Source organism: Streptomyces sp. NPDC051211, assembly GCF_040689505.1.
GTDB lineage: Bacteria > Actinomycetota > Actinomycetes > Streptomycetales > Streptomycetaceae > Streptomyces.
This window is the reverse complement of record NZ_JBFBAV010000004.1, coordinates 206,508-226,964: the sequence shown is the minus strand read 5'-3', so window position 1 is coordinate 226,964 and position 20,457 is coordinate 206,508. Positions and strand designations below refer to the sequence as shown.

Here is a 20,457-nt window from a genome sequence, read left to right as displayed (position 1 = left end):
ACGCGTCGGGAACCGAACAAACGGGGGAAGCCATGGGTGGCCACGACCACGCACACCAGCACGGGGACGACCACGGCGGGCCCGGAGGGCACGCCGGCCACGGTCACGGCAGCCACGGACACGGCGGCCACAGCCACGGGGTCGCCGAGAACGCGGACCGCCGCTGGCTGGCCATCGCCCTCTCCCTGATCTGCGCCTTCATGGCCGTCGAGGTGGTCATCGGCGTGCTGGCCCGTTCGCTGGCCCTGATCTCCGACGCCGCCCACATGCTCACCGACGCCGTCTCGATCGTGCTGGCCCTGATCGCGATGCGGCTGGCCGCCCGGCCCGCGCGCGGCGGGTTCACGTACGGCCTCAAGCGCGCGGAGATACTCTCCGCCCAGGCCAACGGGCTGACCCTGCTGCTGCTGGCGGTCTGGCTGGCGTACGAGGCGGTCCGGCGGCTGATCGATCCGCCCGAGGTGGAGGGCGGGCTGGTGCTGGTGACGGCGCTGGCCGGCATCGTGGTGAACGTCCTGGCCGCCTGGTGCATCTCGAAGGCGAACCGCACCTCCCTCAATGTCGAGGGCGCCTACCAGCACATCCTCAACGACCTGTTCGCGTTCATCGGCACCGCCGTGGCCGGCCTGATCGTACTGACCACCGGCTTCGTCCAGGCCGACGCCATCGCCACGCTGGCCGTCGTGGCGCTGATGGTGAAGGCGGGATACGGGCTGGTCCGGGAATCCGGGCGGATCTTCCTGGAGGCGGCCCCCGCGCACGTGGACCCGGACGCCGTCGGCGACCGGCTCGTCGCGTACGACCCGGTCACGGAAGTCCACGACCTGCACATCTGGACGATCACCTCCGGCGAGGCGGCCCTGTCCGCGCACGTACTGGTGGAGCCCGAGGGGGACTGCCACGCGGTGCGGCGGGACATGGAGAAGCTGCTGGCCGCGGAGTACGGCATCACCCACACCACCCTCCAGGTGGACCACGTTCAGGACGCCCTGCTCACGGTGGGCCGGGCGGGTGAGGACCCGGCGGACGCCCACTGCGCGGCCCCGCACGGCCCGGTCCACCGGGAGGGCCCCCACCACCACTAGGAGGCCAGGCCCTGTCGGTGCCCAGCCGTCGGCGGGTGCGACGCCCCGGCAGGCGGCGTGTCTTGGCCCGGCCCTGCGCGGGGAAGGGATGGCCCATGACGCAGAAGCGCAGTGCCGGGCTGCTCCTGTTCCGCCGGACGGGCCCGGACGGCGAGGTGGAAGTGCTCCTCGGCCATATGGGCGGCCCCTTCTGGGAGCGCCGGGACGCCGGGGCCTGGTCGATCCCCAAGGGGGAGTACGAGCCGGACGAGGAGCCACGGGACGCGGCCCGCCGCGAGTTCACCGAGGAGATCGGGCTGCCGCCGCCGGAGGGCCCGTACCTGGCGCTGGGCGAGGTGCGGCAGACCGGCGGGAAGCTGGTCACCGTATGGGCGGTGGAGGCGGACCTCGATCCGGCGCTGATGGAGCCCGGGACCTTCGAGATGGAGTGGCCGCAGGGCTCGGGCCGCACCGAGGAGTTCCCGGAGCTCGACCGGGTGGCCTGGTTCACCCCGTCCGCCGCCCGCGGGCGGCTCATCGTCTCCCAAACACCTTTTCTGGAGCGGCTGTTGGGGCTGCTGGCCGAATGATCCCCCTCGGGGTTGTCAGCCGTTCCAGCTGCATGCACATTGCACACATGACGAACGTCGTGCTGGTGGGAACCCTGGACACCAAGGGTGTGGAGTACGGCTGGTTGCGCGAGCGGCTGCTGCGTGCCGGCGTCGAAGTGGTCCTGGTCGACACGGGAGTGATGGGTGAACCCCGGGTGCGCGCGGACGTGCCCCGCGAGGTGGTGGCCCGGGCGGCGGGAACCGAACTGTCGGAGCTACGGGCGGTCGCCGATCGCGGCGCCGCCGTCACCGCCATGGCACGGGGGGCGGAAGCCACCGTGTTACGACTGCACGCGGAGGGCCGGCTGGACGCGATACTCGCGCTCGGCGGCAGCGGCGGCACCTCCATCGCGACCCGCGCCATGCGCGCCCTGCCGCTCGGCGTGCCCAAACTGATGGTGTCCTCGATGGCCTCCGGGGACGTGTCCGTGTACGTCGGCTCCTCGGACATCACCATGATGTACAGCGTGGTGGACATCGCCGGCATCAACTCCGTGACGGCGCCGGTGCTGGCGAACGCGGCGGAGGCGGCGGCCGGCATGGCGAAGGGTTTCGCCCAGGCTTCCCGGGACCTCCGGGAGGTCGGGGCGATCGGGGCCGGCGGGCTGGGCTCCGGCGGCCGGCCGCTGATCGCGGCCAGCATGGCCGGGGTGACCACCGTCGGGGTGGACGCGGCCCGCGAACGGCTCACCGAACTCGGCTACGAGGTCCTCGTCTTCCACGTCAGCGGCACCGGCGGCCGCACCCTGGAGGCGCTGGCCGGACAAGGGGTGTTCGCCGGGGTCCTGGACCTGACCCTCAGCGAACTCGCCGACGAGCTGTGCGGAGGCATCCTGACCGCCGGTCCGGACCGGCTCAGCGCGGCCGGGCGGGCCGGGATCCCTCAGGTGGTCAGCCTGGGCGCGCTGGACATGGTGAAGTTCGGGCCCCTTGAGAAGCTGCCCGAGCGGGTCCGCTACCGGCGGGTGCGCGTGCACAACCCGTCGATCACGGTCATCCGCACCACCAAGGAGGAATGCGCCGAGCTGGGCCGGCTGGTGGCGGCCAAGCTGCGGGTGGCCACCGGACCGACCGCCGTGTGCCTGCCGTTGCGCGGACTGTCCACGCTGGGCGCGCCGGACGGCCCGTACCACGATCCGGCCGCGGACTCCGCCCTGTTCACGGCGCTGCGGGAAGGGCTGCGGGGCAGCTCCGCCGAAGTGTTCGACCACGACACGCACATCAACGATCCGGAGTTCGGGCGGGCCGCCGCGGACCGGCTGCACGCGCTGATCACCGACCGGCGGGAGCGGGCGGCCGCCTGATCCGCCCTTCGGGTGACCCCGGGAACCGGCCGTGGCGGAAACCGTGTCCCACAGGACGTTCGGCACGGTGACGCCACGGCACGGCAGGGCCCGGAAGGGCACGGCAGGGGGCGAACGGATGAACGCGTGGACGGTCCCCGGGTACGCGGAGACGCGGGAGCTCGGATCGGGCGGCAGCGGCCGGGTGGTGCTGGCGGTGCACCGGGCGACCGGCACCGCCGTGGCCGTGAAGTACCTGGCCGAACGGTTCCGCCGCGACCCGGTGTTCCTGCGGGAGTTCCGGGCGGAGGCCCGGCTGCTCGGCGGCCTGCACTCGCCCTACGTGGTGGGCCTGTACGAGTACGTGGAGGCGCCGGACGGGGCCGCCATCGTGATGGAACTCGTCGACGGGATCGCCCTGCGGGCCCTGCTGGCCCGGGCCGGCCGGACCGGCCCGGAGGCTGCCCTGGCCCTGCTCAAGGGCTCGCTGCTGGGGCTGGCCGCCGCGCACCGGGCGGGCGTCGTCCACCGCGACTACAAGCCGGAGAACGTGCTGGTCACGGCGGACGGCGCGTCGAAGCTGGTGGACTTCGGGATCGCGGCCGGCCGCGGCAGCACCCCCGGCGTGGCCGGCACTCCCGCCTACATGGCGCCGGAGCAGTGGCAGGGCGGCCCGGCCTCGCCCGCGGCGGACGTGTACGCGGCCACCGCGGTGTTCTTCGAGTGCCTGACCGGGCGCAAGCCGTACACCGGGGGGAACTTCGCCGAGCTGGCGCTCCAGCACGTCGAGGCGCCGGTGCCGGTGGCGGAAGCACCCGAGCCGGTACGGCCGCTGATCCGGCGGGGCCTGGCCAAGCGGCCGGAGCAGCGGCCGGAGAACGCGGAGGTGTTCGTCGCCGAGCTGGAGGGGGCGGCGCGGGCGGCGTACGGGCCGGACTGGGAGGAGCGCGGGCAGCGCAAGCTGGCAGCGCTGGCCGCACTGCTGCCCCTGCTGTTCCCCTCGGCGGGCGGACCGGCCGCGGGCACCACGGCGGTGGCCACCACCTCCTTGGGCCGCGGTCACCGGCCGTCCTCCGCTTTCCGGCCCGGCCGGCGCGGGCTGACCGCCGCCGCGGTGGCGGTGGTGGCGGGCGCGGTGCTGGTGCTGGCCACGCGGGCGGCCGGGAACGAACCGCAGGGCAGCTCGGCGGTGAGCGCGTTCGCGACGACCAGCGCGACCCCGGCCGCAGCAACCCCGTCGCGGATGCGGCCGCCGGAAACCCCGCACCCCTCCCCCTCCCCTTCCCCTTCCGCCTCCCCTCCCCCGAGCCGGTCGCCCCGCCCGGGCCCGATGCCCTCGGCGACCCGTACGACGGCCCGCCCGCCCACCCCGCCCCCGACTTCGACGACACCGGCCACACCACCTACCACTTCACCGCCCGTCACCACTGCGCCGCCGTCTCCGCCGCCGGTGAAGGTGACGGCCGTCGAGGTCGGTTCCTTCGTGCAGACCGGGGTGGCCACCGGGCAGGCGACCGTCTCGGTGAAGGCCACCGGGACGGGCCCGGTGACGGTGGTGCTCGAATGGTTCACCGGTGACACGGCAGGCGAACTCGGCACCCCGGAAGGCACCGACACCCTCCCCTACCGGCCTGACGGCCGCGCCCTCGCGGCCCCGACCGCGTCCCACACCTTCACCGGCAAGGGCTGCTGGTGGCAGGTCCGGGCAACCACCCGGCCGGCCGCCGGCAACGGCTCCTCGACCCGGTCCCTGTTCATCCGGTCCTGCCAGGCACCCTCATGACCTCCGCCGGACGCGAACGCCCCGAGGACTGCGAGGACTACAGCGCGACCGTGCTCGGCAGCCACTGGTTCAGCGGCCCGCCCGCGCCGGCCGAACCCGACCGGGTCGAAGGGTCCGTGCTGCGCTTCGGGCCGGGCGTCACGGCGTACGTCCGCGCACCGTTCCCCGTCCCGGACCCGGGCACGGTTCCGCAGGACCCCGCCGCCCGGCGGGCCCGGCGGCCCGGCGGCGGACTGCGCCGCTACACCCTCGCCGCGGTCGTACTGGCCGTCGTACTCGGCTACCTCGGCTGGCAGCGGTACGGGCCGGGCATCGAGGTGCGGGAACTGGCCGTCGTCACCGACCCGAACGGGCCGGTCTGCGACTCGGCCGCGACGGTAACCGCCGTCGTCCGCACCAACGGACGCCCCGGAACCCTCGTCTACCGCTGGATCCGCAGCGACGGCACCCGCTCCGAACCGCTCACCGAACGCGTCCCCCACGGCCGCACCGAAGCCAGACTCCACCTCCTGTGGACCTTCCGCGGCCGAGGCACCCACCCGGCCCGCGCCGAAGTCCACCTGCTGTCCCCCGCCACCGGCCGAACCGCCGCCACGGAATTCATGTACCGCTGCCCCTAGGGTTTCCACCCGAACCTTCCGCGCGGGGCGGGCGGCGGTCCCGGGCCGCGGTCACTTCCCGCGCGGCTGGGTGAAGCGCAGCATGTTGCCGGAGGGGTCGCGGAAGGCGCAGTCGCGGACGCCGTACGGCTGGTCGACCGGCTCCTGCAGGACCTCGCCGCCCGCGGCGCGGATGCGCTCGAAGGTGGCGTCGCAGTCGTCGGTGCTGAAGATGACGCCGCGCAGCAGGCCCTTCGCCAGCAGTTCCGCCATGGCCTCCTTGTCGGCGGACGAGGCGTTCGGGTCGGCGAGGGGCGGTTCCAGGACGATGTTCACGTCGGGCTGCGACGGCGAGCCGACGGTCACCCAGCGCATCCCCTCGAACCCGACGTCGTTGCGCACCTCCAGGCCGAGAACGTCCCGGTAGAAGGCGAGCGCCTTGTCGTGGTCGTCGACGGCGATGAAGCACTGCGAAAGGTTGATGTTCATGCGCTCCACGCTAGGGGCGGCCGGCCGGTTTTGCTTCTCCGTTCCTGACCGGTCGCGTGTGGATCTTCGCGACGCAGGGCGGTATGGCGGCGCTCTCGTCATGGCGGCGGGCCCGGTATGAGCTCGGGCTCTCGCCGACCAGCTCGGTGAACCGCGAGCTGAACGACCCCAGCGAGGTACAGCCGACCGCGAAGCAGACCTCCGTCACCGTCAGGTCCCCCCGCCGCAGCAACGCCTTGGCCCGCTCGATGCGGCGGGTCATCAGGTAGCTGTACGGCGTCTCCCCGTAGGCGGCGCGAAAGCTGCGGGAGAAATGGCCCGGCGACATGAGTGCCGTGCGCGCCAGGGCCGGAACGTCGAGCGGCTCCGCATAGTCGCGGTCCATCCGGTCGCGGGCCCGGCGCAGCCGGACGAGGTCTTCCAACGTCACCCGACCACGATCCCACAGCGGCAGACACACCCGTACCGACCGGCTCTGCCCGTTCATTTCGGAGAGCGCACGGATACAGTGAGTCACTGGCTTCTGCGATCGAAAGCGGGTGAGCATGGCTGAATTGCCTCTCGTTTCGCCGGTCAATTCGCACAACGAGTGGGACCCGCTGGAGGAGGTCGTCGTCGGGCGGCTCGACGGCGCGACCATCCCCTCCAAGCACCCGGTCGTGGCCTGCAACATCCCGCCCTGGGGGGCGCGGCTGCAGGGGCTCGCCGCCGGCTTCGGTTATCCGCGCACGATGATCGAGCCGGCTCAGCAGGAGCTCGACGGGTTCGTGGCGCTCCTGCAGTCCCTCGGTGTCACGGTCAGGCGCCCGGACCCGGTCGACCACCGGCAGCAGTTCCGGACCCCCGACTGGTCGTCGCGCGGTTTTTCCAGCAGCTGTCCGCGTGACGGCATGCTGGTGATCGGCGACGAGATCATCGAAACGCCGATGGCCTGGCCGTGCCGGTATTTCGAGACCCACCCCTATCGCTCGATCCTCAAGGACTATTTCCGGCGCGGCGCCCGCTGGACGGCGGCACCCAAGCCCCAGCTCACCCACGAACTCTTCGACGGGGATTTCCGTATCCCCGAGGCCGGCGAGCCCATGCGCTACATCCTCACCGAGTTCGAGCCGGTGTTCGATGCGGCGGATTTCGTGCGCGCGGGACGCGATCTGTTCGTCACCCGGAGCAATGTCACCAACCGGACGGGCATCGAATGGCTGCGCCGCCATCTCGGGCCCGGTTATCGCATCCACGAGATCGAGAGCCGCTGCCGCACGCCCATGCACATCGACACGACGTTCGTCCCGCTCGCGCCCGGCAAGGTGCTGGTCAATCCCGAGTACATCGACGTCGACCGGCTGCCTGAGGTCCTGAACTCCTGGGAGGTCCTGATCGCCCCCGAGCCCAACCCGATCGGGGACCGCCTGCTCAAGGTCACCTCGATGTGCGGCAAGTGGCTCAGCATGAACATTCTCATGATCGACGAGAAGCGGGTGATCGCCGAGCGGCACCACACCGACATGCTGCGCGCGCTCGAGAATTGGGGGTTCGAGCCGATTCCGTGCGACCTGCTGCACTACGCGCCGTTCGCCGGCTCGTTCCACTGCGCAACCCTCGATGTCCGGCGCCGCGGCACGCTCGAGTCCTATTTCGACTGATCGGCCTGCCGATCATCCGGCGTCTCGGCCGTCCGGCCGGGGCGGCTGGGGCCGTCCGGCCGAAGCGCCCGCCACTCCCCCGCTGGTTGACTCGAACGTGTTGACGGGAACGCCCACAAGGCGTCCCGCGTCACTGAACGTCCACGTTCCAGCCGGCGACACACCCCAACCGGAACGTGGTCGTTCCGCGCGGCCGCTTGTCCGCGCGGAAGGCCCGCAGTGCTTTGGGGAGCACTGCGGGCCGCCCCCCTTTTTCCGGCCGACTTTTCGGGCAGGCCGCGAGCAGGGAGCGTCAGACGCGGGCGTGGGCCGTGATGTCCGCCGCGAATTCGCCCGTCATCGCCGGGGTGACCGTCGGCCGGCACTGGGCCACCGCCGCCAGGTAGTCCTTCGTGCTCGCGCCCGGCGGAACGGCCGCAGCCGCCCGCGCGCCCACCGCCTCCAGGTCCCGCTCGAAGGACACCTGCGCCGCGATGCGCGCCGCGTGCTCGATGTCCGCCGGGGTGAACAGCTCACTCGCCTCGACCAGCGCCGCCACGTCCACATCCGTGCGCCCGGCCGTGTAGCGGGACCAGATGGCCGCCCGGGCGCCCGCGTCCGGGGTGCCGATCGGGATCAGGTAGTCGAACCGCCCGGGTCGCAGGAAGGCGGGATCCAGGGAGCGGATGGAGTTGGTGGCGCACACCAGGAGCCGTTCGCCGCCCTCCCGGAACCCGGGTATCAGTTTGAGCAGTTCGTTGGTGACCCCGTGGATCCCGCCGGGCTGCGCCGGCTCGGTGCGGACCGGCGCGATCTCCTCCACCTCGTCGATGAAGACCAGGACCCGTTCCAGTTCGGCGATCCGCGAGAAGGCGGTACGGAGGGCGGCCGCCAGGTTGCCCTCGTCGGCGAGCCGGGACGGCAGCAGTTCGACGAAGGGCCAGCCGAGCCGGGAGGCGATCGCGCGGGCGAAGGTCGTCTTGCCGGTGCCGGGCGGACCGAACAGGGTGATGGCCCGCGGCGGCTGGACGCCGTGCTGGGCGGCCCGCTCGGGCTCGGCCAGCGGCAGCACCACACGGCGCTCGATGAGGTCCTTCTCGGTCTCCATGCCGGCGACCTTGTCCCACAGGTCGTTGGGCAGGAAGCGGCCGCCCAGGTCGTCGAGCAGGCCGGCGGCCGGCCCGTGCAGCGGTTCCGTCTTCTCGAAGTAGGCGACCGCCGGCTGCCGGGTGTAGCCGGCGTTGAGCAGGCCCTCGCCGAGGAGGTCCTCTTCGGGCAGCACGTACGCGATCCGGCCGACCCGGGCCGCGATCAGCCGCCGCTCCAGCTCGACCAGCAGGGCGCTGGCGAGGCCGCGGCCGCGCCAGCCGGAGTTGATCGCGATGCGCATCACCCAGGCCCGTTCGCCGGACACACAGGCCAGCGCGGCGCCGATCGGGACGCCCTGGTGGACGGCGACCACGGCGGGCTGCCGGCCGGTGAGTGCGCTGATGCACTCGGCGAGGGAGAACACGGACTCCTGGCCGAGCTCGGCCGTGGTGTCGATCAGATGGACAACGGCCGCGAGATCGCTCTCGCGGTAGTCGTGGATGAGCCAGTTCACCGAGTACCGCCCCTCGTTTCGTGCAGCGCGTGCGCCTTGCGGTGAGGCTAGGGGCGGCGGCCGGGGGCGATCACGCTCCGTCGTGCACAACAGCGCGTCCGGAACCCCTCCGCGGCGTCCATAGACTGGTGCCTTCCGCCCAGACCGCCGCGCCGAGGACCCGAGCTCTTCATGACTTCCCACATACGCGAGACCCTTCGTCGGCATCTGGTCTGGCTGGTCCCGCTGGTGTGGACCCTTTCCCTCGGGCTGTGGGGGCTGTCCCGGCAGGACAGCGTGTGGCGGGACGAGGCCGCGACCTGGCAGGTCGCGGGGCGGTCCGCGGGTGAGATCTGGCACATGCTGGGCCAGGTGGACGCCGTGCACGGGCTGTACTACCTGCTGATGCACTGCCTATTCGAGCTGTTCGGCGCGGGCACCACCACCCTGCGGCTGCCCTCTGTCCTGGCCACCGCCGTGGCGGCGGCCTGCGTGGCACTGCTGGGGCAGCGGCTGGCCGGGTTCTGGGCCGGGCTGGGCGGCGGGCTGGCGCTCGGGCTGCTGCCGGCGGTGCAGTTCTACCTTCAGGAGGGCCGGCCGTACGCGCTGGTCGCGGCCGGCGCCGGGATCTCGACCCTGCTGCTGGTCTCGCTGCTCCAGGGCCGAGGCGGCCGGCCGCGCCGGGTGGCGTACGCGCTCACCGTCCTGGTCTGTGCGCTGCTGAACTGGCTGTCCCTGCTGATCCTGCCCGCGCACGCGGCCACCCTGTGGTGGGTGCGGGCCGGACGCGGGGTGTGGGGGCGCTGGGCGGTGGCCGCGACCGCGGCCGTCTGCGGGGCGCTGCCGCTGATCCTGTTCAGCCGCGGCCAGTCCGATCAGGTGTCGTGGATACCGCCGTTGACCTGGCACATGCTGATCGGTCCGGCGGTGCTGCTGGCGATCGGCGGGCTGGGCGCCCGGCTGGACCGGCCGCGGGCCGGCCGGCTGTCGGCGGCCGCCGTGGGCCTGCCCCTCCTCGCGGTCCCCCAGCTGGGTCTGATCGCGCTCTCGCTGGTCCAGCCGCTCTTCCTGGACCGGTACGTGCTGTTCAGCATGCTCGGGCTGGCCCTGCTGATCGGTACGGGGCTGGGGGCCGCGGTACGGGCGGCCGCCCGGCGCGCGCCCAGGGCCGCCGGGCTGCTGGTGCCGGCCGTGGTGGGTGTGGCCGTGGTCGCGCTGCTGCCGGTGGAGCTGGGCAAGCGGGCCCCGGCGAGCCGGGTGGACGACGTACTGGCGGTGTCGGCGGAGGTGGACCGGCTGAAGCAGGGCGGGGACGCGGTGCTGTTCGTGCCGGCCGCGCGCCGGGACACCGCGCTGGTGTCCCCCGCCGCCTTCACGGGCCTGGCCGATATAGCGCTGGCCGCGTCCCCGGAGGCTTCCGGCACCCTCAAGGGCGAGGAGGCGGACCCGGCGAAGGTGCGGGCGGCCATGCTCGGCCGGCAGCGGATACTGCTGGTCACGGACGCGGCGAAGGTGGCGAAACCCGCGTCGGCGGAACGGGACCGGGTGAAGCTGGCGGTGCTGCGGGAGCGGTTCAGGCCGGTGGCGGACGAGCAGATACGCGGCCGCCGGGTCACGGTCTACGAACGCCGCGCCGACCTCCGCTCCTGATTTCCTGACCCGCCGACTCATCGACTCATCAACTCATCGATTCACAGGGGATTCATAAGGAATCCCCGCCTCCGCTCACAGCCTGGGGTTGCAGGCTCGGAGCATGATCGACCGCCTGCTCCCGTGCACGGCCCGCCGGCCCGCCCGTGTGGTGCCGGCCCTGGCCGGCACCACAGCGGCGGCACCAGCGGGCAGCCGGCTGGTGGGCGGCGCCCTGGCGGGCGTCCTGGGCGGCCACGAGGGCGGCGGCACCGTCCCCGAGATCTCGTACAGCGCCGTCATGGGCGACCGCGCCCGGGCCCTCTACCGCCGGGCCGCGGACACCACCGTCACGACTGCTGCGATCAGGCAGGGCCTCGCCGGTGATCCGCCCGAGGGTGCCTAAGCTTCGGCCGTGAACGACACCACACACGGCATACGGATCCGACCGGGCAGCCCGGCGGACGCACCGGCCATTCTGGACATGCTCGACTCCGCGGTGGCCTGGATGAACGAGCGCGGCAACACCGAGCAGTGGGGCACGACACCGTACTCGCAGAAGCCCGGCGGGGTGGCGCGGGTCGAGCGGTACACGACCGAGAACGTCCCGTACATCGCGGAGTCGGACGGGGCACCCGTCGGGGCCCTGGTGCTGGACTCCGGGCCCAGCCCGCAGATGCCGATCGCGCCGGCCGGGGAACCCGAGCGGTACGTCCGGCTGCTGGTCTCCGACCGGCGGTACGCCGGTCTGGGCATCGGGGCGGCACTGCTTGCCCATGCCGCCGAGGAGACCCGGCGGGCCGGCGTGGAGCTGCTGCGGGTCGACTGCTGGGCGGGCGGCGGGGGCGAACTCGTCGCGTTCTACGAGCGCAACGGTTTCACCCCCACCGACCGTTTCCTGTCCGGCGCCTGGCCGGGACAGGTGCTGGCCCGGCGGGTCGGCTGACGACCCTGGTCCGCCCCGGAGCCCTCTAGGCGGGCGCGAACCAGGTGGGCTCGTCCTCGAGGGCCTGCCGGATCCGGCGCAGGGCGAAGGGCGGGAGGCGGGGCAGCCGGTCCGTCTCGAACCAGGCCACGTCCAGGGACTCGTGGTCGTTCACCCGCGCCTCGCCGCCGGTCGCCCGGCAGCGGAAGGTGATGTCCTGGAACTGGCAGACGTCCCCGTTCGGGTAGGTGACCGGCTCCAGCATCTCGACCAGCACCACCCGCTCGACGACACAGTGCACGGCCGTCTCCTCGTACACCTCGCGCACCGCGGTCACGGCGGGCTGCTCCCCCGGTTCGGGGATCCCCCCGATGACGGACCACCCGCCGGTGTCCGCCCGCCGGCCGAGCAGCACCCGGCCCCGGTCGTCGAAGACGAGGGCGGTGACCCCGGGCAGCAGGAGCAACTGGTGGCCGGCGGTGGCGCGGATCTTGCGGATGAATTCCGGTGTGCTCATCCCCCGACCCTACGAGTGCCGGGAGCGGAAGCGGCGCAGCAGGGGCCAGGCCAGGGCTCCGGCGGCCAGGGTGAGGAGGGCGTATTCGGGGAGCGGTCCGAGCCGGGTGGCCGGGGTCTCGGTGGAGCGCAGCGGGATCTCGGCGACCAGGGCGTCCGGGGTGAACATCCTGGTCTGCTGGACGACCTCGCCGTCGGGCCGGATGACGGCGCTGACGCCGCTGGTGACGGGTACCAGCACGGTGCGGCTGTGTTCCACGGCGCGGACCCGGTCCATCGCCAGCTGCTGGTAGGTCATCTGGGTCCGGCCGAAGGTGGCGTTGTTGCTGGGCACCGCGATCACCTGGGCGCCGGCCCGGACGGTGGAGCGGACCGCGTCGTCGAAGGCCGCCTCGAAGCAGGTGACCATGCCGATCCGGCTGCCGGCCATGTCGAAGACGCCGGGCTCGGTGCCGGGGCCGAAGTCGCGGCGGACCCGGTCCACGTCGGAGCTGAAGAGCCGGACCACCGGCCGCAGCGGGATGCGCTCGCCGAAGGGCTGGATCTTCCGCTTGTCGTAGGTGGCGGTGGGGCCCTTGACCGGGTCCCAGAGGATCATGGTGTTGCGCAGCGGTCCGGTGTCCGGGGACAGCACGGAGCCGATCGCCACGGGCACGCCGATCGCCTTGACCGCCTTGTCGATGACGCCGTAGGCGTCGGGCTCGATGAACGGGTCGAGGTCGGAGGAGTTCTCCGGCCAGACCACGAAGTCGGGCTTGGCGGCGCGACCCGCCTTCACGTCCTCGGCGAGCTGGACGGTGCGCTTCGCGTGGTTGTCGAGGACCGCGCGGCGCTGGGAGTTGAAGTCGAGGCCGAGCCGGGGCACGTTGCCCTGGATGACGGCGGCGGTGGCGGTGCCGTCCTGCGGGCTGTCCGAGACCAGCGGCCGGGCGGCCAGGGCCGTGGCGAGGGGGGCGGCGACGGTGAGGGCGGCGACCGCGGCGGTGGTCCGCCGGGGCGCGGTGCGTGCCGCGCGCAGGGTGGCGTACAGGCCGAACCCGCAGAGGGCGACGGCGAAGGAGAGCAGCGGGGTTCCGCCGAGGGCGGCGAGCGGCAGGAAGATGCCGTCGGCCTGGCCGAAGGCGAGTTTGCCCCAGGGGAATCCGCCGAACGGGGCACGGGCGCGCAGTGCCTCGCCGGCGACCCAGACCGCGGCCGCCCACAGCGGCCAGCCGGGGCGCCGGCTGACCAGTGCGATTCCGAGCCCGGTGAGGCCGATGAACAGGGCTTCGACGGTGGCCAGTGCCAGCCACGGCACCGGTCCGACCTCCTCGCCGGTCCACCTCAGCAGGGGCAGCAGGTAGCCGAGTCCGGCGAGCAGGCCGAGGCCGAAGCCGGCGCGGGCGCGCCGCCCGTGGAGGCAGCCGGCCAGCAGGGCCAGCGCGAGGGGGGCCAGCCACCAGAGGGGGCGGGGCGGGAAGCTGAGGTAGAGCAGTACGCCGGACAGCGCGGCGCCCGCGGCCCGCAGCAGCCGGGCCGCGCGGGGGGCGGGGCGCGCGGGGGTGGGCTCGGCCGGCTTCCCCGAATCGGCGGGCTCGCCGGGCGGGCGGGGCGGCTGCGGGGGCTCGTTCTGGACCACGCGGGCGGTGCTGCTGCTCATCTGGCGGAGTGTACGTCCCCGCACTGTGCGCGGGGGCCGCCCGGACCCGGCTATCGGGCGAGGGCGCGCAGGTGGGCGCGGATGACGCGGACGGCGTTCTCGGCGTCGTCGACGGTGACGATGAAGGTCTTTCCGTCGCCGAGGGTCAGTTCCAGGCCCTTGCCGCGTCGTACGACGACCGCGGTGCCCTTCTCCGGGCGCCAGCGCATGCCCCAGCCGCCCCATTCGTGCGGGCTGACCTTGGGCAGGAACTGGGCGGAGGCGATGTCGGTGAACTCGAAGCGGCGGCGTGGCAGGCCCACGTGCCCGCAGCGCACTTCGACGGCCTCGGTGTCGACGGTGACGTGGACGTGGACGAAGGCGAGGGTGCCGTAGAGGATCAGCAGGCCGGCGGCCAGGCAGCCGACGACGGCCATGACCAGCGGGACGATCCCGGCGGTCCATGCGGAGCCGACCGCGAGGGAGATGCCGAGCACGATGCAGGCGACACCGGCACCGGCGAGCAGCCATTGCCCGCGGTTGGAGGCACGGCCGGTCCACAGCGGCCCCGGAGGGTGACCCGTCATGTATCGCAGCGTACTCACCTCCCGCACGCGCGCCACCGCCTCTCGGCCAGTCGGTGCAGCGGGCTGGGAGAGGCGCCTTCCCGGGGTTGACCTCAACCAAACTTGAGGTCCTACGGTCGCTGCCATGACAGAGAACGAGCAGGTCAAGAACCCGTCCCCGTCCCCGTCCACCACCGCCACGGCCACGACCGCGGCCCCGGCCGCGACGTACGTGCCCGAGCGGTACCAGCGCTCGGTGGTCCCGCACATCATGGTCGCCGACGCGGCCGCCGCCCTCGATTTCTACGCCGCGGCCTTCGGGGCCGTGGAGGAGTTCCGCCTGGCCCATCCGCAGGGCGGGGTCATGCATGCCGAGATCCGCATCGGCGAGTCCGTGCTGATGTTCGGCGACGTCTCGGAGGGCCCGTTCACCGCCCCGGCCGAGCTGGGCGGAACCTCGGTGGCCCTGCACGTGTTCGTGCCGGACGTGGACGCGCTGGCGCAGCGGGCCGTGGCGGCGGGCGCGGAACTGCTCGAGCCGCCGGCGGACCGGTTCCACGGCGACCGCACGGCCATCCTCCGGGACCCGGCCGGCCACCTGTGGGTGTTCCTGACCCACCTGGAGGATGTCCCGGAGGAGGAGCTGACCCACCGCCTGGCCGCGGCCGGACTCGGCACCCATTGAGGCGTCGCCTCAGGTCAGGCGGGGAGCAGGCGGAGCAATGCGTCCCGCAGTGCCGGGTGGCGGGTGGTCGTGAACCGGTGCAGGCTCCGGGAGCCGAGGGCGACCCGCTGGGCACTGCGCCGCCGCTCGGAGTCGTACGCGGCGAGGGCCGCGGGCAGAGCGGCCGGGCCGTGGGCGGCGACCGCCCGGGTGAGCGCCTCGGCGTCGAGGAGGGCGGTGCAGGCGCCTTGGCCGAGGTTGGGGGTCATGGCGTGGGCCGCATCGCCGACCAGGGCGGTCCGGCCGCCGTGGACGAAGGCGGGCAGCGCGGGGTGGAGGTGGCGCATCTCGTACCGGATCCAGGTCGCGGGGTCGGTCTCGGCGAGGATCCGCGGAATCGGGTCGTGCCAGCCGGCGAAGTGGGCCCGCAGCTCTTCGGGCCGGGTGGCTTCGGGGACGGTGGCGTACCAGTTGGTGCGGCCCGGCTCGACGGGGGTCATGCCGAAGAACCGGCCCTCGCCCCAGGTCTCGCCGTAAAGGCCGGTCTCGAACCCGGCGATGCCGATCCAGGCGACCGTACCGAGGCGGCGCGGGGCGCTGCGCCGGCCGAAGCGGGCGGTGCGGACGGCGCTGTTGATGCCGTCCGCACCGACGACCACGTCGGCGTCGAGCTCGGTGGGGTCGGCGAGCGGCTGTCCGTATGCGATGTCGGCGCCGCCGAGGCGGTCGAGTTCGGCGAGCAGGGCGTCGATCAGGTGGGGGCGGGAGATCAGGAGCTCGGGCCGGCCTGCTTTGCGCTCGATGCGTTCGAGCGGGAGCGCGGCCAGGACGGTGCCGTCGGGGCGGCGGATACGGGCGTTGCGGTAGGGCAGGGCCCGGGCCCGCAGGGCTTCGCCGAGGCCCAGCCGGTCGAGGGCGGCCTGGGCCGTGGGGTGGATGCCGAAGGCGGTGCCGTAGCGCTCGGGTCCGGTGCGCCGCTCCAGGACGCGCACCGCCCAGCCGGCCCGGCGCAGGCCGATCGCGGTGGCGAGCCCGCCGACCCCGGCTCCGACCACGACCGCCCGGCCCACTCCCTGTTGCGCCACCATCACACGTCTCCCCGCCTCGTCCACGCCTCTGAAGCACCCCATCTGGGGTACCTCACTTGTGGTACCCCATCCGTGGTACCACGGCTGTGGTTAGACTGGCAAGGTGAATCAGGACCGGAGGGACCGGCTGCGCGATGCGGCCATCGGGGTGCTGGCGGAGGCGGGCGGGCGCGGGCTGACCCACCGGGCGGTCGACGCGGCGGCCGGCGTGCCGCCGGGCACCGCCAAGAACTACTTCCCGACCCGTGATGCCCTGCTGCGGGCCGTGGCCGGACGCTGCCTGGAGCAGTACCGGGAACTGGCCGCCGACACGGCCGGCGCCGGGCCGGGCCCCACCGACCGGGCCGGGCTGGCATCCCTGCTGGCGGGCCTGCTGCGGAACGTCGCGGGGCCGGGCCGGTCGCGCGTACTGGCCTATCTGGAGCTCCAGACGGAGGCCGCCCGCCGGCCCTGGCTCGCGGAACTCCTCGACCCGATCGGCGCGGGCGACTTCGCCGCCTGGGAGGCCCTGCTGCGCACGGCCGGCCTGCCGGCCACGCCGGAGCACGTCCGCGCCCTCACCCTGGCCCTGCACGGCGCCCTGCCGCACCTCCTCGCCGGGGCACCGGCCACCCTGGCCGCGGCCGGCTTGGACGACCCGGACGCCTTCGCCCGGCGCCTGCTGGACGCGGTCTGCCCGGCGGAGCCCCGATGACCGGGCTGCCGCCAGACACCGGGGCGGCAGCCGGGGCGGTGGACCGTGCGGACCGGGCGGTGGGCGCGGTCCTGGGCTCGGCGGCCGGCGACGCCTTGGGGGCTCCGTACGAGTTCGGGCCGGCGGGGGCGTTGTCGGCGCGCGGCGAGGAGATGCGCGGGGGCGGCGGCTGGGATCCGGGCGAGGCCACGGACGACACGCAGATGGCGGTCCTGCTCGGGGAGTCTCTGCTGGAGCGGGGCGGGCTCGATCTGCCCGACGTCTTCGGGCGGTTCCAGCGGTGGGCGGCGGGCGGCCCGAAAGACATCGGCCTGCAAACGGAGGACGTGCTGACGAACGGCGAGCCGTGGGACCGGGCGGCCGCGCTGCACTTCCAGGTCAATCTGCGGGCGGCGGGCAACGGCTCGCTGATGCGGGCATCGACCTCGGCGGTCTACTTCGCGGCGCAGGGCCGGGCGGGCACGATGGCCGCGGCGCGGCGGATCGCGGCGCTGACCCATGGCGACAGGGCCGCGTGGGAGGGCACGGCGGTCCTGCACGAGCTGGTGCGGATCGCCCTCACCGGGGCCGACCCGCTGGCGGCGCTCCCCGAGGTGCTCGGGGAGGTGCACCCGGACCACCGGGACCGGTACGCGCGGGTCCTCGAGCCCGGCTGGCATCCGGACCTGGCCACCGAGTTCAACGGTGCGGTATGGCCCTGCCTGGGCTCGGCGGTGTGGGCCCTGCGGTCGACCGGGGGCTTCGCGGAGGCGGTCCGGGCGGCCGTGGATCTGGGCGGGGACACCGATACGGTGGCCGCGGTGACCGGCATGCTGGCCGGGGCCCGGTACGGAGCGGGGGCGATCCCCGTCAGGTGGACCACCCCCTTGCACGTACCCCTGCCCGGCTTCGGCGACCGCATGCTGGATGCGGCCGGGCTGCGGGAGCTGGCCGTGCGGCTGCTCTCGGCGTCGGCCTGAGGCTCCGCACCGACCCGAGCCCCCGCATCGGCCGGGGTCTCCGCATCGGCCCGAGCCCGTCCGGGCTCACCGGGTCGGCGCCGGTTGGCGGGGGCTCCGGTCGGCCGCCAGTTCCAGGCGGCGGCCGTGGAAGTCCGCGCGGAGCCGCCGGTCGTGGGTGACCAGGATCAGCGTGCCGGTGTAGTGGGACAGCGCCGCCTCCAGGTCCTCCACCGTGGACGGGGCCAGGTGGTTGGTCGGTTCGTCGAGCAGCAGCAGGTCGTGCGGGGCGTCGGTGACCAGCCGGGCCAGCTCCACCTTGCGGCGCTGGCCGGCCGACAGGGCGCGGAGCGGTTTACCGAGGTCCGCCGGGGCGAGCAGGCCGAGACCCGCGATCCGGTCGGCGTGTTCCGCCCCGAACTTCTCCACGACGGAGCGCATTTCCCGCGCCCAGGGGTCGTCCTGTCGCAGGAATCCGGTCCGCGCGGGCGCGCGTACGGAGCCCCGTGACACGGGGAGTTCACCGGCGAGCAGGTGCAGCAGGGTGGACTTCCCGGCCCCGTTGGGGCCGGTGACCAGCAGCCGCTCCCCCGCCGCGAGGCGGAACGAGACGGGTGCCAGGCGCCCGGGCAGGGCCACCTCCTCGGCCTCCACGACGACCGGGGCGGGCGTGGGCGTGGCCACGGCGGCGGGCGTGGGCATGGCCGTGGGCGTGGGCATGGCCGTGGGCGTGGCCGTGGGCATGGCCGTGGCCGTCGGCGGCGGGGCGGCGGTGATGCGGCCGGTGAACCGCAGCGGCTCCGGAGGCGCCGGCACCGGGTGTTCGGTCAGCCGCTCCAGGCGTTCCCTCGCGTTCCGGATCCGGCTCATCGCGCCGTGCGCACGGGACCGCGCCCGGAACGCGCCCGCGCCGCTGAACCCGCGCGGAAGCTTGCGCGGGATCTCGCCGATCCGCCCGATGTTGGCCTCGGCGAGCCGCTCGGCCCGGCGGACCTCCTCCCGCCACTCCTCGTACTCCCGCTCCCAGCGGGCCCGTGCGGCCGCGCGGGCGGTCAGATGGCCGGCGTAGCCGTTGCCGTAGCGGTGCAGGGTGTGCCGTTCGTGGTCCACCTCCAGGATCGCGGTCGTGACCCGGTCCAGGAACAGCCGGTCGTGGGTGACGGCGACGACGGTTCCGCGGTGGGCGCGGAGGTGTTCCTCCAGCCAGTGCACGGCTTCGTCGTCGAGGTCGTTGGTGGGCTCGTCGAGCAGCAGCAGTTCGGGTTCGGCCGCCAGGGCGGCGGCGAGGGCGAGCCGGGACCGCTGGCCGCCGGACAGGGTGCCGAGCCGGCGGTCCGGGTCGAGCGGGGTGCGCTCGCCGAGCCGGCGGAGGGTGGTCGCGACCCGCCGGTCGGCGTCCCGGCCGCCGCGCACCTCGTACGCGGCGAGCAGTTCGGCGTACGCGCCGAGTTCGTCGGGGCCGGCCTCGTGCAGGTGCGCCTCGGCGGCGCGGATCCGGCGCTCCAGGTCGCGGAGTTCGGCGAGTGCGAGGTCGACGGCGTCGCCGACGCGGGCGGTGGCGGGCAGGTCGAGGGTCTGGGCGAGGTGGCCGAGGCCGCCGGGGGCCGCGACGGTGACCTGCCCGTGGTCGGGGCGCTCCAGGCCGGCCAGCAGCCGGAGCAGGGTGGACTTGCCGGATCCGTTGTCGCCGACGACGCCGACCCGTTCGCCGGGCCGGACCGTACAGCTGACCCGGTCCAGGACGGTGTGACCGTCGTACTCCTTGGTGACCTCGGACAGGACGATCCGGGTGGCGGCGAGTGGGGTGCGCAAGGGCGGGTCCGTTTTTGTCGACGATGCGAGACGAGGTGTTCCGTCTCGCGACAAAGCTAGCCGGAAGCGCGGTCACGCACAAGACGTTTCGTCTCGTGGAGGTGGGGGCTGCGCCGGGCCGGCTCAGCCTGCGACGGGCGCGCTCTCGCCGGCCGCCAGCAGCCGGCCTTCGGCGTAGCTCAGAGCGGCGGGCGGCAGCGCGGCGGCCCGGCCGCTGAGCAGCACCGTGAGCCGGCCGGTCGCCGGGAGGCCCGGCTCCGGGCGGGCGCCCAGGCGGCGCAGCGCCTGGGTCGCGACGGGCAGGGCGGAGCCGTGGAAGGTGAGCCGGGCCCCGCCGGTGCGCTCGGCGAGGGCGGCGCGGACGGCGTCCTCGACCAGCTCGTAGTGCGTGCAGCCGAGGACCACGTCGGTGACGTCGGGCGGGGTCAGCGCGGCGGCGGCCGCGACGGTCCGGGCGATGGCCTCCTCGTCGGCCCACTGGACGGCGTCCGCGAGCCCCGGACAGGGCACCTCGGTGACGTGGGCGCCGGCGGCGAAATCGCGGATCAGGCCGCGCTGGTAGGGGCTGCCGGTGGTGGCGGGAGTGGCCCAGATCGCGACCCGGCCGCCGCCCGCCGCGGCGGGCTTGATGGCGGGGACGGTGCCGATCACCGGGATGCGGGGCTCGAGCTCGGCGCGGAGGGCGTCCAGCGCGTGCACGGTGGCGGTGTTGCAGGCGACGATCAAGGCGTCGGGTGCGTGGGCGGCCGCGGAACCGGCGACCTGCAGCGCGCACTCGGCGATGCCCTCCGGGGTGCGGGGACCCCAGGGCATCCCGTCGGGGTCGGAGGACAGCACGAGATCGGCGTCGGGGCGCAGCCGCCGCATCACGGCGGCTGCCGCGAGGAGGCCGATTCCGGAGTCCATGAGCGCGATCTTCACCCGGTCACTTTAATCGACGGCGGGGGCGGGGGAGCGTTGCTCCCCGCCGGACCGGG

At 74.0% G+C, this 20,457-nt stretch carries 21 protein-coding genes; 12 read left to right on the top strand and 9 right to left on the bottom strand.

Annotated features, from left to right (window positions below):
* The first annotated feature begins 32 nt into the window (after positions 1-32).
* The 5 genes from AB0447_RS07295 to AB0447_RS07275 all read left to right on the top strand — a co-directional run bounded on the left by AB0447_RS07295 (position 33) and on the right by AB0447_RS07275 (position 5,361).
* A complete protein-coding gene (locus AB0447_RS07295) occupies positions 33-1,085 on the top strand; it encodes a cation diffusion facilitator family transporter (RefSeq protein ID WP_366475529.1) in 1,053 nt (350 codons plus the stop codon).
* A gap of 95 nt (positions 1,086-1,180) precedes the next feature.
* Positions 1,181-1,654, top strand: coding sequence for an NUDIX domain-containing protein (locus tag AB0447_RS07290; RefSeq protein ID WP_366475528.1), 474 nt, complete (start codon positions 1,181-1,183; stop codon positions 1,652-1,654).
* Positions 1,655-1,701: 47 nt separating this feature from the next.
* The gene (locus AB0447_RS07285) at positions 1,702-2,979 is read left to right on the top strand and encodes a Tm-1-like ATP-binding domain-containing protein (RefSeq protein WP_366475527.1); all 1,278 of its coding nucleotides are present in this window, start codon (positions 1,702-1,704) and stop codon (positions 2,977-2,979) included.
* Positions 2,980-3,097: 118 nt separating this feature from the next.
* The gene (locus AB0447_RS07280) at positions 3,098-4,741 is read left to right on the top strand and encodes a protein kinase (RefSeq protein WP_366475526.1); all 1,644 of its coding nucleotides are present in this window, start codon (positions 3,098-3,100) and stop codon (positions 4,739-4,741) included.
* Positions 4,738-5,361: a hypothetical protein gene (locus AB0447_RS07275; protein ID WP_366475525.1), complete on the top strand. Its 624-nt coding sequence runs from the start codon at positions 4,738-4,740 to the stop codon at positions 5,359-5,361. The genes AB0447_RS07280 and AB0447_RS07275 overlap by 4 nt, the downstream gene beginning before the upstream one ends.
* Before the next feature lie 51 nt (positions 5,362-5,412).
* Here the strand turns inward: AB0447_RS07275 and AB0447_RS07270 are convergent, their stop codons facing one another.
* Both AB0447_RS07270 and AB0447_RS07265 read right to left on the bottom strand, forming a co-directional pair.
* Positions 5,413-5,829, bottom strand: a complete 417-nt coding sequence (locus AB0447_RS07270) for a VOC family protein (protein WP_366475524.1) — start codon at positions 5,827-5,829, stop codon at positions 5,413-5,415.
* 10 nt (positions 5,830-5,839) lie between these two features.
* The gene (locus AB0447_RS07265) at positions 5,840-6,259 is read right to left on the bottom strand and encodes a helix-turn-helix transcriptional regulator (RefSeq protein WP_366475522.1); all 420 of its coding nucleotides are present in this window, start codon (positions 6,257-6,259) and stop codon (positions 5,840-5,842) included.
* A gap of 115 nt (positions 6,260-6,374) precedes the next feature.
* Here AB0447_RS07265 and AB0447_RS07260 point away from each other — a divergent pair, with 115 nt between their 5' ends.
* Positions 6,375-7,469, top strand: a complete 1,095-nt coding sequence (locus AB0447_RS07260) for an amidinotransferase (protein WP_366475521.1) — start codon at positions 6,375-6,377, stop codon at positions 7,467-7,469.
* A 292-nt stretch (positions 7,470-7,761) separates the two neighbouring features.
* Here AB0447_RS07260 and AB0447_RS07255 read toward each other — a convergent pair whose 3' ends face one another.
* Positions 7,762-9,051 carry a bifunctional GNAT family N-acetyltransferase/ATP-binding protein gene (locus tag AB0447_RS07255; RefSeq protein ID WP_366475520.1) on the bottom strand — a complete coding sequence of 430 codons (1,290 nt, stop codon included), beginning with the start codon at positions 9,049-9,051 and terminating at the stop codon, positions 7,762-7,764.
* 171 nt (positions 9,052-9,222) lie between these two features.
* Between AB0447_RS07255 and AB0447_RS07250 the strand changes: the two genes are divergently transcribed.
* The 3 genes from AB0447_RS07250 (at position 9,223) to AB0447_RS07240 (ending at position 11,605) form a co-directional block, all read left to right on the top strand.
* Positions 9,223-10,680: a hypothetical protein gene (locus AB0447_RS07250; protein ID WP_366475519.1), complete on the top strand. Its 1,458-nt coding sequence runs from the start codon at positions 9,223-9,225 to the stop codon at positions 10,678-10,680.
* A gap of 103 nt (positions 10,681-10,783) precedes the next feature.
* Positions 10,784-11,065 (top strand): hypothetical protein, encoded by a 282-nt coding sequence (locus AB0447_RS07245; RefSeq protein ID WP_366475518.1) that lies wholly within the window; start codon positions 10,784-10,786, stop codon positions 11,063-11,065.
* Between the two features lie 9 nt (positions 11,066-11,074).
* The gene (locus AB0447_RS07240; protein WP_366475517.1) at positions 11,075-11,605 is read left to right on the top strand and encodes a GNAT family N-acetyltransferase; all 531 of its coding nucleotides are present in this window, start codon (positions 11,075-11,077) and stop codon (positions 11,603-11,605) included.
* A gap of 25 nt (positions 11,606-11,630) precedes the next feature.
* Here the strand turns inward: AB0447_RS07240 and AB0447_RS07235 are convergent, their stop codons facing one another.
* The 3 genes from AB0447_RS07235 to AB0447_RS07225 are packed head-to-tail and all read right to left on the bottom strand — an operon-like array spanning position 11,631 to position 14,305.
* A complete protein-coding gene (locus tag AB0447_RS07235) occupies positions 11,631-12,101 on the bottom strand; it encodes an NUDIX domain-containing protein (protein ID WP_366475516.1) in 471 nt (156 codons plus the stop codon).
* Positions 12,102-12,110: 9 nt separating this feature from the next.
* Entirely contained in the window at positions 12,111-13,739 is a 1,629-nt protein-coding gene (lnt, locus tag AB0447_RS07230; protein ID WP_366475515.1) for an apolipoprotein N-acyltransferase, read from the bottom strand.
* Between the two features lie 50 nt (positions 13,740-13,789).
* Positions 13,790-14,305, bottom strand: a complete 516-nt coding sequence (locus AB0447_RS07225) for a hypothetical protein (RefSeq protein WP_366475514.1) — start codon at positions 14,303-14,305, stop codon at positions 13,790-13,792.
* Between the two features lie 250 nt (positions 14,306-14,555).
* Here AB0447_RS07225 and AB0447_RS07220 point away from each other — a divergent pair, with 250 nt between their 5' ends.
* Positions 14,556-14,969 (top strand): VOC family protein, encoded by a 414-nt coding sequence (locus tag AB0447_RS07220; RefSeq protein WP_366475576.1) that lies wholly within the window; start codon positions 14,556-14,558, stop codon positions 14,967-14,969.
* 14 nt (positions 14,970-14,983) lie between these two features.
* Here AB0447_RS07220 and AB0447_RS07215 read toward each other — a convergent pair whose 3' ends face one another.
* Complete coding sequence (locus tag AB0447_RS07215) at positions 14,984-16,036, bottom strand: NAD(P)/FAD-dependent oxidoreductase (protein WP_366475513.1); 1,053 nt, start codon at positions 16,034-16,036, stop codon at positions 14,984-14,986.
* 103 nt (positions 16,037-16,139) lie between these two features.
* On the opposite strand from AB0447_RS07215, the gene AB0447_RS07210 reads away from it, so the two are divergent.
* A complete protein-coding gene (locus AB0447_RS07210; RefSeq protein ID WP_366475512.1) occupies positions 16,140-16,730 on the top strand; it encodes a TetR/AcrR family transcriptional regulator in 591 nt (196 codons plus the stop codon).
* Positions 16,727-17,689 carry an ADP-ribosylglycohydrolase family protein gene (locus AB0447_RS07205; RefSeq protein ID WP_366475511.1) on the top strand — a complete coding sequence of 321 codons (963 nt, stop codon included), beginning with the start codon at positions 16,727-16,729 and terminating at the stop codon, positions 17,687-17,689. The genes AB0447_RS07210 and AB0447_RS07205 overlap by 4 nt, the downstream gene beginning before the upstream one ends.
* A gap of 66 nt (positions 17,690-17,755) precedes the next feature.
* Here the strand turns inward: AB0447_RS07205 and AB0447_RS07200 are convergent, their stop codons facing one another.
* Entirely contained in the window at positions 17,756-19,480 is a 1,725-nt protein-coding gene (locus AB0447_RS07200; RefSeq protein ID WP_366475510.1) for an ATP-binding cassette domain-containing protein, read from the bottom strand.
* 123 nt (positions 19,481-19,603) lie between these two features.
* Positions 19,604-20,401: an aspartate/glutamate racemase family protein gene (locus AB0447_RS07195; RefSeq protein WP_366475509.1), complete on the bottom strand. Its 798-nt coding sequence runs from the start codon at positions 20,399-20,401 to the stop codon at positions 19,604-19,606.
* Positions 20,402-20,457: the final 56 nt, after the last annotated feature.